The sequence below is a fragment of the Candidatus Vallotiella hemipterorum genome (assembly GCF_910593725.1).
GTDB classification, from domain to species: Bacteria; Pseudomonadota; Gammaproteobacteria; order Burkholderiales; family Burkholderiaceae; genus Mycetohabitans; species Mycetohabitans hemipterorum.
The window spans coordinates 235,129-247,662 of record NZ_OU343031.1 but is presented as its reverse complement, the minus strand read 5'-3'; the positions used below and the strand labels follow the sequence as shown (position 1 = coordinate 247,662).

At 43.8% G+C, this 12,534-nt stretch carries 9 protein-coding genes; 2 read left to right on the top strand and 7 right to left on the bottom strand.

What is annotated here, in order from left to right; all coding sequences use genetic code 11:
* Nucleotides 1–16 precede the first annotated feature (16 nt).
* The 3 genes from KW136_RS00850 to KW136_RS00840 all read right to left on the bottom strand — a co-directional run bounded on the left by KW136_RS00850 (nt 17) and on the right by KW136_RS00840 (nt 3,453).
* A complete protein-coding gene (locus KW136_RS00850) occupies nt 17–901 on the bottom strand; it encodes a Kdo hydroxylase KdoO (protein WP_216796497.1) in 885 nt (294 codons plus the stop codon).
* A gap of 9 nt (nt 902–910) precedes the next feature.
* Nucleotides 911–1,909 (bottom strand): lipopolysaccharide heptosyltransferase I, encoded by a 999-nt coding sequence (gene waaC / locus KW136_RS00845; protein ID WP_216796496.1) that lies wholly within the window; start codon nt 1,907–1,909, stop codon nt 911–913.
* Nucleotides 1,910–2,070: 161 nt separating this feature from the next.
* Nucleotides 2,071–3,453: a phosphomannomutase/phosphoglucomutase gene (locus tag KW136_RS00840; RefSeq protein ID WP_216796495.1), complete on the bottom strand. Its 1,383-nt coding sequence runs from the start codon at nt 3,451–3,453 to the stop codon at nt 2,071–2,073.
* A gap of 1,142 nt (nt 3,454–4,595) precedes the next feature.
* Between KW136_RS00840 and galE the strand changes: the two genes are divergently transcribed.
* Complete coding sequence (gene galE, locus KW136_RS00835) at nt 4,596–5,603, top strand: UDP-glucose 4-epimerase GalE (protein WP_216796494.1); 1,008 nt, start codon at nt 4,596–4,598, stop codon at nt 5,601–5,603.
* A gap of 387 nt (nt 5,604–5,990) precedes the next feature.
* The gene (locus KW136_RS00830; protein WP_216796492.1) at nt 5,991–7,289 is read left to right on the top strand and encodes an O-antigen ligase family protein; all 1,299 of its coding nucleotides are present in this window, start codon (nt 5,991–5,993) and stop codon (nt 7,287–7,289) included.
* Between the two features lie 403 nt (nt 7,290–7,692).
* On the opposite strand, the gene KW136_RS00825 is transcribed toward KW136_RS00830, so the two are convergent.
* The 4 genes from KW136_RS00825 to KW136_RS00810 are packed head-to-tail and all read right to left on the bottom strand — an operon-like array spanning nt 7,693 to nt 12,377.
* Nucleotides 7,693–9,558 (bottom strand): polysaccharide biosynthesis protein, encoded by a 1,866-nt coding sequence (locus KW136_RS00825; RefSeq protein ID WP_216797369.1) that lies wholly within the window; start codon nt 9,556–9,558, stop codon nt 7,693–7,695.
* Nucleotides 9,559–9,571: 13 nt separating this feature from the next.
* Nucleotides 9,572–10,585 carry an MraY family glycosyltransferase gene (locus tag KW136_RS00820; protein WP_216796490.1) on the bottom strand — a complete coding sequence of 338 codons (1,014 nt, stop codon included), beginning with the start codon at nt 10,583–10,585 and terminating at the stop codon, nt 9,572–9,574.
* Nucleotides 10,573–11,556: an NAD-dependent epimerase/dehydratase family protein gene (locus KW136_RS00815; protein ID WP_216796489.1), complete on the bottom strand. Its 984-nt coding sequence runs from the start codon at nt 11,554–11,556 to the stop codon at nt 10,573–10,575. Before KW136_RS00815 ends, KW136_RS00820 begins: the two co-directional genes overlap by 13 nt.
* Nucleotides 11,553–12,377 (bottom strand): glycosyltransferase, encoded by an 825-nt coding sequence (locus KW136_RS00810; protein ID WP_216796487.1) that lies wholly within the window; start codon nt 12,375–12,377, stop codon nt 11,553–11,555. The genes KW136_RS00815 and KW136_RS00810 overlap by 4 nt, the downstream gene beginning before the upstream one ends.
* Nucleotides 12,378–12,534: the final 157 nt, after the last annotated feature.

Here is a 12,534-nt window from a genome sequence, read left to right as displayed (position 1 = left end):
TCTGTTAACCAACAAGTTAGATGAGCATTCGGCCTGTAATGCGTTCTAGAATACTCAATGGGGAGCGATGTGGCTGTGCCATTGAGCGTACTGGTAAAAAAAAGGTCTGCTCAAGCATAAATTGACCAGACATCACGGCATGTGATACCTGGTCTGAAAAGCACATCCAAACACTCCCTGGTAAAAACTTTACCGTCTGCTGCTGTGCATTGCGCTGGTAATCTAGGTCAGACTTCATCGCGTTATGAAGATGCACCATAAAATGGTCATACCTGCTGCGCCGCGTTTTAGTTATATGTAGCAGCTTCAGCAGCCATGCAGCTCCAGGCATCGGCTTAGGAATACGAAAACAAAACCTCTGCACTACGTCCTCGAATGGCTCGCCAACCCGCCATACGCGTGGCTCACCATGCGAGTTAATATTTGCGAATACACGCAGTATTCGTTCGCCATAATTTGGCTGAGATGGAAATGCATCTATATGTAACCGGCTGTCGTCTTTATGCCATGATGTTTTACGTGTTTCTACACGATGCAACCTCAAGCTAGTGGCTGAGATACGCAGCTTACCCATATATTCTGGAATTAGTTGGCCGACTAATTCGCATGTATTATGTTGATAACGTGACAGTAGGGCGTGTATGGCCAACCGTATAGATTCATCGCCTAACACGCCGCACAACACACTACTATTAGCCTCAAGACTAATATTTTTGCGCTTTGGATCGGCAATCTTGGAATCCATTAAAGTTTGCTCGCTTCTTGTAAGAAGAAATCTTAAGCGTGGAAAGTATAGTACCTTGCCGGACTCCAGCAAAGCTAGACATCTTGTACTCAATACTGATCGGTATTGTCCGAACCAATCTACAAGATTAATATTAATAATTTGCGATGGTCTCATAAAATATCGTTACAGCAATCCGAAGCCAGCTAACACGTCCTTAACCTCAGAAAGGTTCGGCCATGATCCTGCCGCCTCTAGGTTAATAATATCTGAGGACCAATAGCCGCCAGTACGCCATGCTGTTGCGAAGTTGTACAACTCTATCGTTGGTTTCTTAAGCGCTGCAGAGATATGAACTAGACCTGTATCAACACCAATAGTTACTGCTGCGCCGTCAATTAATCCTGTGACTGCTGGTAGCGATAAGCGCGGCGGTATAAACGCAGCAGTACCGAGTTCTTGTGCTAGTTGTTCGCTGCTCGCGTGTTCAACAGTGCTACCCCAGGGCAGTACGATCGCAGAGCCGTGGCGAATAAGCGCCCGGCCTAACTCAATCCAGCAGTTCTGTGGCCATTGCTTGTCTTTGCGCGAGGTCGCGTGCACGAATACCACGTATGGTGACGGTAAGTTTAGACCCATATGCATCAGTTCGTGGACAGCTCGATACCGATCAATACCGAAATCGATATTCTGTGTATCAACTTGTAAAAGAGGATCACCAAGTAGATAAGCGGCTAATTGTCGAGAGCGCTCAACAACGTGCGTATGCGGTTGAATCTGAACATGCGTTCGGTAAAACCAGCGTACTGGCCACTCATAACTAGCTCCGTCAGTGCGATTACCTAATCCAGCAAGGTTACCTCGTGCCCAGCTTGCGACCCATGCGCTTTTAATTAACCCATGACAATCGATCACAAGATCATATTCTTCAGTCGCTAATGCGCGCCTAAATTGACGAATTTCACGCCACGTCGCTAGCGAAAGTAAATTCCGTCTCCAGCGACGCAAAGAGAATGGGATAACGCGCCGTACACCATGAACAAGCTTAACAAGCTCAACGAAACTCTCCTCAACCAACCAGTCAATAATCAAATCTGGATGGCGTCGCCGGATATCAGCGACCAGAGGCATATTGTGGACTACATCACCCAGCGATGACAGTCGAACGATCAGAATTTTTTGCACGCAAACAAACAAGCTAAAGGAACTACCGTGGAATTTTACTATCACGATAAGAGTGCTACATTATAGGATGAAGCAGATAGATTTATAACCTATAATATCTAATCTAGATATCGCATATAGATAGCTTTTGTGGGGTTAAAAGCTAGGGTATATCTATTTATTTAAAATGGAAACTTTATATCTGGTTTCTGCGCAACAATAACTCGCTTAAAATCTTTTTGGATTCGCTTAAGCGCTATATTATTATCAGCCTCAAATCGAATTACAACCACAGGTGTAGTATTAGATGCGCGTGCGAGCCCAAAACCGTCTGTATACTCTACACGTAGACCATCGATCAATATTACCTCCTTAGCACCGAAAAATGTCGCATGCTTCTGCAGCTTTTTAATTAGCTCAAAGTTCTCGCCCTCATTAAGCTTGAGCTGTAACTCAGGCGTCGAGATAGAGTTCGGTAAGCTGTTTAGTAACAAACTGGGATCAGCCACGCGTGCTAGGATTTCCAGTAGTCTCGCACCAGCATAGAGTCCATCGTCGAAACCATACCAGCGATCCCTAAAAAACATGTGCCCACTCATTTCTCCAGCTAGGGGCGCACCTATTTCTCGCAACTTTGCTTTTATTAGAGAATGGCCTGTTTTCCACATTACTGGTTCGCCACCTTGCTCGCGCACCCAGTGAGCTAAATTACGTGTGCACTTTACATCATAGATAATCTTCTCGCCTGGATTTCGCGATAGAACATCCTTAGCGAACAACATTAGTTGCCTATCTGGATAAATAATCTGGCCGTCTTTAGTTACAACGCCAAGTCGATCTCCATCCCCATCAAACGCTAAGCCAATGTCTGAATCAGACTCCTTCAGGGCACGGATAACATCTTGTAGATTTTCCGGGTGTGCCGGATCTGGGTGGTGATTTGGAAAATGTCCATCCACGTCGCAAAACAGTTCAACTAGCTTGCATCCAAGCGCTCTAAACAGTCTTGGCGCAAGAGACCCTGCGACTCCATTGCCCGCATCAATAACGATTTTTAATGGCCGAGCTAGATGGATGTCGGACACAATTCGCTCAACGTAGGAATTGCATATATTATACTCGTTGTAGCTTCCTCTAGCGGTAGAAAAATTTCTGTCCACTATGCGTTTATGTAACACCTGAATCTGCTCACCATAGATCGCAGCACCACGCAACATCATTTTAAAACCGTTATAATCAGGCGGATTATGGCTGCCAGTGACGATGATGCATGAATCTACATACTGCCCTGCTATCGGAACACTAGCTGCGAAATATCCTAGAGGCGTCGGTACTAAACCAATATTAATAATATCTACGCCTGCGGCGAGCAGACCCACGGCTAGTGCTGAGGACAACTGTGGACTCGACAAGCGCCCATCTCGACCAATTATTACTGTATTAGCACCTTGCGCGCGCAGTTCGCTGCCGAACGCACGACCGATCTGCTGTGCGATATTACTATCGAGTGTTTTGCCGATGACACCACGAATATCGTAAGCTTTAAAAATCGATTTAGAAATCATAAAGAAGAAACTATTAAAAAAATTTGAGAGACCACTTAAGCATGAGCAACGTAATATGCGCAATCTATTTATAGGACTGCTTATAGAGATTTTCCGGTTTAGAGAGATCTAATGATCAATTAGATCTATCCACCATTTAGAAGTGATGATCCTGAACATTGGGTTACGCGCTCGCTATTTCGGCGAGGAGTTATTCATCAAGTAAGCGGCATGTATTACTACCTATATTAGTGACACTGACTTAAGTATGCGGTAGGATAAGATCCTAGCCCCAAAAAGCGTTTATAGCGGTAGAATGGATTGAATGCAATCCGCGTAGCGCGAGCGCTCTACGCGCCCTTTATATAGGGCACAGTTCGGCCTAGCGCATCTGATGAACTAATATGGGAGCATAAGTCACTATAATAACCAACAGAGCTAACTAGCAGAATAACACTAGACAAATTCTGGTGTGTCTAACTACTAGTGTGCATAGCAGTGGCGTCATATAGTTTTATATAACATAGATAATAATTATATCTTTTGTACTTTTTATTTAGCACCGCTAAATATTAGTAGTGCCGATGTAACTTTCTGGCTTAGTTAGACTCAGCTGTACGTTCCTATTCCCGAATCTAAGCCAAATGATACTCAAATACTACGCGTTATCGGTCGAACCAAGAAGCAATGCAGCCGAACAACGGTTGAACAAGAACTAGATTAGTACACTTATGCTTACGCATACACTCGTACCGATATTTATCTATTGCATCACTAACTTATCTAGGCTGTTACATAATATAGAGCGGCTAGACGCGAATCCGCATGTAGCAGCGGTCGGCAATGAATATAAGCGTAGATTATCGTGTAAAACGGATTACCACTATTCAAGCTATGTACTATTACGGCGGAAGGCATAGACTTGTTTCTGTAGTTAATGTATTTACGTATGTAGTACTAGTGCTGTTAAATGGCCTATGTAGATTGTCTTAGACACTACGACTTTAAAACTTTCTGCTTTAATCTAGCTAATCCGACTAGTAGCCCGAACTAGGCGGGAGCTTTTTATATTGTGCAGCACCATCTTGAAATATTACAACCTATCAAACGCATATTATTTAATATGCATTAAAACCATGAGAACAACAACGGCAAATCAACGCATGATTTTAGTTACAGGCGGCTCTGGTTTCATCGGCTCGCATACCTGCGTCGAGTTGCTAAACGCGAATTATAATATTTCAGTAGTCGACAACCTAGTCAATAGCAAATTTGACGCGGTGCAGCGTGTTGAGCAGATCACTGGTAAGAAAATTCGATTTTATCAAACTGATTCTTGCGATGACCAGGCGCTTAGACAGGTCTTTAAACAATGTCCGATCCACGCGGTAATTCACATTGCTGCGCTTAAAGCTGTGGGCGAATCAGCACAAAAACCGCTGGAGTACTATTCGAACAACATAAACAGCCTGCTGGCGCTGCTGCGCGTAATGAATGAGTATAGTGTAAGGCACCTTGTATTTAGTTCATCAGCTACTGTGTACGGTAAGCCACAAAGTGTGCCGATTAACGAGTTATTCCCGTTATCCGCAACTAACCCGTATGGGCAAACTAAGCTAATGGCCGAACAGATTCTTCGTGACTTGGTATATTCGGATTCTAGTTGGAGGGTCGCTATGCTGCGCTACTTTAATCCGGTTGGTGCGCATAAGAGCGGATTAATTGGCGAAGACCCGAACGGTATACCAAATAATCTGATGCCATTTATAGCGCAGGTAGCAATCGGCAAGCAGCCTCGCCTTCTAGTCTTTGGTGGAGATTATAATACTCGGGATGGCACCGGTATCCGGGATTATATTCATGTAGTCGATCTTGCGCGTGGACATCTTGCTGCACTTAATACGCTGTTCGATCAAAGTACCAGCTTTACAGTAAACTTAGGTACTGGTCAGGGGTACAGTGTGCTAGAGATTATACGTGCTTTTGAGCGAGTCAGTAATCGCAGGATTCCATACGAGATCGTCGGCCGACGATTAGGAGACGTTGCTGCCTGTTACGCAGATCCAGAAGCCGCAGAGAAAATTATGGGTTGGCGCGCGGCGTATAGCATCGAAAAGATGTGTATAGATTATTGGCGTTGGCAAGTAAATAATCCAAACGGCTACTCCTAAGCCTCTCAAAGAGACGGTAGAATATATAGCTCGCCTTACTACTGCTGACTTAATTTAACCACTAGTTACGCTCGTCATTATCTATTACAAAGATAGGAATAGTTATCTTTTGATGATAGAGATGATTTTCAGGGTGCGAAAATTCTATACCTACCCTGTGACAGGTATAGACGGCATTGTCATTATGATTAGACCAGCCAGTAGCGCTATATATAAAGAACCTGACCTGGTAGTGTCAGCGTATATATTATCTGCTAAATAATAACGGGTGGCATAAAAGAGATGGGAGTGCGCTGATACAGACATTTTCTCTAGACATCTACTAGATCTGAGTATATTTAAAATACGTATTCTACGCCTAAAAACATAACCTACACTCCCATATTAATGAACCTAAACCGATTGGTGAGATGGGTTGCTATAACTGCGATTATTCTTTCCGCAACATTAATGCTTTCAATGAAGGGGGGGGTTAGCTATTGCTTCTTTGTGATTTTTGCTCTAGCAATAATTTATCTAGCTTCAGCGGAAAATCGCCGTTATGCGCTGGTAATACTGTGCACACATCGACTCTATGTTATAAGCATGTCAGCTTTACCAGTAGTGACTACTTTTCAGGTGCTGGTACTCCATGAGGGCCGGCTTGCTGCCCTAGATCCGATGCTGCGGCTTATTCTTGTTATTCCAATATTCCTGTTTCTTGTATCCTTGCCAGCCTACTTGCTGCGCCGTATTGAATGGGGTTTCGTAACTGGTGCATTGCTTACCGGCGTGTGGGCCCTATACGTGCTAGTTAATCCTAGCGCATGGCAACAACCTGGTCGCCTTGGCAATTCATTTATAAATCCAATTCCATTTGGTGATACAGCACTACTCCTAGGATTCCTAGCAGTTACCTCGCTTGACCGGAATACCTATGTTAACGGCATAGAACTAAATCTCAAGATACTAGCTCTTGTAGCAGGATGCTTGGCATCGTATTTTTCTGGCTCACGGGGCGGATGGATCGCGCTCCCATGGCTAATCTGGGTAGCTCTAAGTAGACGGCGCTGGATAGAATCTATATGCTCGCGTATTATAATTAGTGCCGCTCTATCTGTCTGTTTGATGTTGGCTAGCATAGCGCCGTTAGTACGTGAACGATTCAAGGAAATTGGCACTGATCTTTATAAATTGGAACATGGTCAAGTTATGACCTCAACGGGGCAACGGCTTAAGCTATGGCAGGCTTCACTGCAGCTCTTTGTCGAACATCCAATATTCGGAGTCGGTAAGGGCTGCCTGGAGCCTGCACTAATCATGCTAGCTGATCGCGGTAAAACTCCACGAATCATCGCTAACGAACATGCGCACAATGAGTTTTTATCGATTCTGGCAGAAACTGGGATTTTCGGCACAATATCGCTATTACTACTCTATATCGGAACATTCCGATTATTTTGGTGTGAGCGCGAGCATAAAAATACAACTATTTCTACAGCCGCCTATCTCGGCCTAGCTTTAGTCGGTAGCACGGTTATTTTCGGGCTGACAATTGACGTATTACCACTTGTGATGAATTCAACGTTTTTTGCTCTAATATCCGCTACTTTACTCGCGACTATCGCTAGTCAAAAGAGGGAATTGGCATTATGCTTACATAGTAATAAAACGCGTATCTGCATAACTACTAATAAACCTCTCTAATTATCTTTATTTAATAAAAATTCAAGACAGATTTAATGGTATATAAGAACTGCTCGATTGTTAGGATCATGGATGACCAACATAGGCAAAGATAGTGATCACATAAAACGCAATAGCGTAGTTTATTAAGCCAGCTGTACTATATCCAGACGCAGACTTTAATTTTTATTGGCTGGCTGCGTCAGCATACGACGGATAAACAGATATTTAGATATTATTACCATAACAAAGGAATACTTAAATCCTATGCTTATCGGGCGCGAGTACAGGTCATTTTAATATAAAATAGTACCCCCATTAGGTACGCTACTACTCTATCGGTAGAGTAGTAGCGTATAAAAATTGATAAATATACCTCTACTTATACACATAATACCAATGTAACATCATACTAGAGGTTTTGTTAGTAAAGCACCGACTTCTTGACTGCTGGGCTTGGCATCGGGCAATATTCAGGTATCCATCGGCGCAAATCCCAACGTACCTCATCATCGGACGGCACGCGATACTGCGTTAGCCATGGAAGTAGCGTGTCTAAAAAATTCTCGGGTACTTCTCTCGCCTTGGCAATTCGTAGCTTCGGGTGAGGTGTTCGGGCCGTTGTTTCTTCATCAGCTAGAAGCTCTTCATAAAGTTTTTCGCCGGGCCTTAAACCTGTAAAAACAATCTTGATCTGATCTTCACTAAAGCCATATAGGCGAATTAGATCGCGCGCTAAATCGACAATTCGTACTGGCTGACCCATGTCGAGTAAGAAAATTTCCCCACCCTGTCCTATGCAAGAAGCTTGGAGTACGAGTTGAGAAGCCTCAGGAATGGTCATAAAAAAGCGCGTAACTTTAGGATGTGTAACTGTTATCGGGCCACCGCTTGTGATCTGTTCTTGGAACTTTGGAATAACGCTACCGGTGCTACCAAGCACATTGCCAAATCGCACCGTTTCAAGCTTTGTTAGCTTAGTTTCTTGTTGCATTGCTTGACACACCATCTCCGCCATTCTCTTACTTGCTCCCATGACACTTATGGGATTTACTGCCTTGTCAGTCGAGATTAGTACAAAACGATGTACGCCATGCTGAATAGCTGCACGTGCGACTCGGTATGTTCCTAGCACATTATTTCTTATAGCTTGCCATACGTTAAGTCCCTCCATTAATGGAACATGCTTATATGCAGCCGCATGGAACACAATCTGTGGCGCATAAAAAGACATCACTTGCTCGATAAATATGGAATCTTTTGCATCACCTAATATTGAGATGAACGATACCCCGGGATACTGATCGCACAACTCCTCATTTAGTCGATAGATTGCATACTCTGATATATCTACGGCTACTAATTGCATAGGTGAAAATCGAAGAATCTGTCGGCATAGTTCTGAGCCGATTGAGCCGCCAGCCCCGCTTATCATTACGACACACCCTTTCAGAAGGGACTCTACATGCAGTGTATCAATCAATACCGGTTCCCGTCTTAGTAAGTCTTCAAGATCGATTTGCCGGACCCTAGATAATGATGTTTGGCCATGAGTCAATGTAGTAAGCCGAGGTAACACTAGCGTACGAACCCCGGCACGCACACAAATTGTTGCAATACGCCGATGGTCTGCTGCAGAGGCCGATGGAATCGCAATAATAACGTGTTCAACCTTTAGATTACCAGCAAGTCGCTGCAGCTCACTGATTGAACCAAGCACCGTATAGCCATACAATTCTCGGCCATTTTTAATTGGATCGTCATCTAGCAAACCTATAAGACGCCACTCTCCGGAGTGCCTTAACTCACGTACAATACCAGCACCAGCATTACCCGCACCTAACACGAAAATAGGCTTACCTTGCCCTACTAGCCCACCGTATAGATAAAGCTCCTTTGCTGAGCGATAAATAGCCCGGGCACCGCCCATACCAAGAAAAAGTGGCATGGGCGAGATTGCTAGTACTAAACATGGAATAATGGGTAGCGGTTGAATAATTATAGAGCCGATTATAACAAGCAGAGAGCCAGCTAAAATTGCCTTAGCAATACGTAGCAGATCTAGTAAACTAGCAAATATCCACATACCACGATATAGACCGAGCAGGCGAAAAGTACTGCCGTAGAACGGTAGAACCCAGACTAAAGCGCGAAGCCCACCTGTCATAACATCTGGGGGCACCGATCCATTAAACCGAATAATATATGCGCAAGTCCAGGCAAGAGCAACTGTGCATAAATCAAACGAAAAAACAGCAAACGAAAGACATCGAGCCTTAAGATTAAGCATCATCGTTTATATTTCAGTGGCTAGATTTAGATGTATAAGACTGCCAGCGCTTATCAATTTTGATCCCAATCATAATAATTACTAGCATCCAACTTATCACTATTATCCACTGATACATAGGGTCAAATCGTAAAGCGATTACCGAAAATATTATGCCGGCCGCTGTTACACAATACCAAATTAACGCGGTAATAGCATGCCCGAGTCCGTAACGTACCATCCGCTGATAGTAGTGCTCTCTGTGCGGAAGCCAAAATAACTTTCTACGTACAACACGCTGTATTAAGGTAACAGAAGCATCACCGATAAATGGAGAAAATATAAGCACTGGAAACCATACGGGCCATACCCCCCCTTTACAGCCTAAATAGCCAAATGCCCCAGCAAGAAACCCTAATGGGATAGCTCCAGTATCTCCGAGAAAAATCTTGGCCGGATGAAAATTAAACAGTAGGAATCCCGCAGCTGCTCCTGCAACAGCACTACAAGCCATTGCGAGCTGTACGTCTGATTGTTCGCTAATGAGCGCCCCAACAGCATAGCCACTAAAACCTAATAATGTCATACCTCCTGCTAATCCATCAGCTCCATCCATAAAATTATATAAATTGACTGCCCAGGCTAGTAAAAACACGATAGCTATCAGTATCAACCCCGGCATAGGCGCTCGATAAATCACAACTAATGCAGAAACAGTTACCAGATGTCCCGCAAATCGTATTCGAGCAGACAAGCCTTGGCAATCATCGATTTGAGATAAAGCTGCAAGCAGTAAAGCAGCTAGTGCTATCAGTCGAAATGTGGGTATAGCGAACCAAATAAGGACTACTACCACTGGAATAATTCCTAATCCACCGATGCGTGGTGTCGGTTTAAAGTGTAATGTTCGCTCGTTTGGTATATCGGTAGCTAGATACTGCGCTAATCCGGTTTGAAGAAGAAAAGCTAGAACCATAGATACACTAGAAAATGCTATCGTCGCAAGAAATAAACATGCACCCGAACCATACAGATTTAGAATCTGCATAGATCATTATATTTTCGATACGTTGTGCAATACCATAGAACGGTTTGCAGAAGCCCTTCTTCAACCGAGTACGGAGCATGCCAACCCAGCTGGTCAATAAGGTGTGATATATCGAGTTGCAGGCTATTGACTAGACGATCTGCTAATGTAGCGTGTCCTGCTAACCAGCTGGCAGCTTTTAATACCGGCACCGGGACAGAAAAGAGTCGCATAGTCACATTAAATTTCCGCGATAGGATTCCAATTAATTCTGCTAGCGTTAGATCCCGTCCATCGCTAACATGAAACGTCTGGTTAGCCGCAAGCGGATGGATAGCACAGCACATCAGCGCATGCACAAGATTGTCTACAAATACCATGCTACGATGGGCGGTAATCGCACCTAGCGGTAAAGGAATGCTTCGGGCAACAGCATGCATTAGTTTTAAGAAATTAGCACGTACTTCGGGTCCATAAACTAACGGCGATCTTACAATCACAATTTCCATGCCAGTATCTCGGCCAAATTGGAGAAGAGCACGTTCAGCCTCAAGCTTAGATAAACCATAGGGATCGCATGGTAACGGAGGGTCTGTTTCTTTTAATGGGTTACCGCCATCAGTTTCTGCTACTGCCTTTATGCTACTAACGAAAACAAATCGATACCCTCCGATATTGTGAGCAATCCTAGCCATGCGTAGTGTACCGTCGACATTGGTTCTGCGATAGGCCACTAATGGATCAGTTACTTTATCTCGTATTGCATGTACACGGGCCGCTAAATGGATAATGCAGTCGCCATATGTATTACGTGGCCATGTGCGTTCAAGTCCGACAAAATCTGCGCCAATGTTCACCCATTGGTGAACGCTCCCGCATAGGGGGTATTTTTGACGGGATAGACCAATAACGAACCCGCCGTGTTCGGCTAAAATTCTGCATAGTCTTTGCCCAATAAAACCTTTCGCGCCGGTGACAATAAAGCGGGTCATAGCCACTTCCAGCCGAAGCGGTTAAAAAAATTACAAGCCGAGACGGTGAACATTCCAATATGTTTGAGGTTTTTTCGTGCAGCTTTTCCACCGTAGTGCACTATGCAAACTGATGGAACGTAAGCTACACGCGCAACGGTATGGGTACGCAAACTTAGGTCATAATCTTCAAAATATAGGAAATAGCGCGAGTCAAAACCGCCAAGTTTTTTTAAAACATCCATATGAAATAGCATAAAACAACCACTAATTATTAGCGGGTCCCAGACAACGTTATGCCTGATGAGGGCGTCATGCATTTCATAGCGAGCAAGCCGAGAATAAAAGTATTTCATAATTGGTTTTGGCATAAAACCGCGCAGTAGCAGATCTACGACGGTAGGATACCGTCGACAAAGATACTGTAGCTTACCTTTATCATCAAGAATACGTGGTGCGACAAGACCAACATCTATGTGATTATCGAAAAAATAGATTGCCTTGCGCAATGCATCCTTATCAATCCTGACATCAGGATTTAAAATTAAGTGATACTGTGATCGTACCTTAGAAATAGCAAGGTTGTGGCCCTGTCCATAACCTATATTGCCATGGCCAGACAAGACTAAAATCTCAACATCTGAATTCGCAAGCGCTGCTCGATAAGCAAATTCGCTCAAATCCGAGCCATTATCAATAAGTATTAGAGTTGAAAAAAGCTGATTTCCTGCTTTCGTAAGCGAACTCTTTAAAAACTTAAGAGCAATACCCAAAGTCCTCAAAGTTTCATACAGCCTCTGCTTTTGTGGCCAGTAGACGACGATTGAAATGGAGATAAGCATTAATATTCATAATATACACGTTAGTCACGCATCGCGGATCTTTTTAATAGGCCCAACGCTGTTATAGGTACCCCCATTTCACAGTTGAATACATTATTAGGGTATACCTGATAAATTATATGATAAAGTCTACTATTTAGCGCTAAACTAGACGGGC

Excerpts from the sequence above, each read along its gene's own strand:
- KW136_RS00850 (WP_216796497.1), bottom strand. The coding sequence starts at position 901 with ATGAGACCATCGCAAATTATTAATATTAATCTTGTAGATTGGTTCGGA.
- KW136_RS00840 (WP_216796495.1), bottom strand. The coding sequence starts at position 3,453 with ATGATTTCTAAATCGATTTTTAAAGCTTACGATATTCGTGGTGTCATC.
- galE (WP_216796494.1), top strand. The coding sequence starts at position 4,596 with ATGATTTTAGTTACAGGCGGCTCTGGTTTCATCGGCTCGCATACCTGC.
- KW136_RS00830 (WP_216796492.1), top strand. The coding sequence starts at position 5,991 with ATGAACCTAAACCGATTGGTGAGATGGGTTGCTATAACTGCGATTATT.
- KW136_RS00825 (WP_216797369.1), bottom strand. The coding sequence starts at position 9,558 with ATGCTTAATCTTAAGGCTCGATGTCTTTCGTTTGCTGTTTTTTCGTTT.
- KW136_RS00820 (WP_216796490.1), bottom strand. The coding sequence starts at position 10,585 with ATGCAGATTCTAAATCTGTATGGTTCGGGTGCATGTTTATTTCTTGCG.
- KW136_RS00815 (WP_216796489.1), bottom strand. The coding sequence starts at position 11,556 with ATGACCCGCTTTATTGTCACCGGCGCGAAAGGTTTTATTGGGCAAAGA.
- KW136_RS00810 (WP_216796487.1), bottom strand. The coding sequence starts at position 12,377 with ATGCTTATCTCCATTTCAATCGTCGTCTACTGGCCACAAAAGCAGAGG.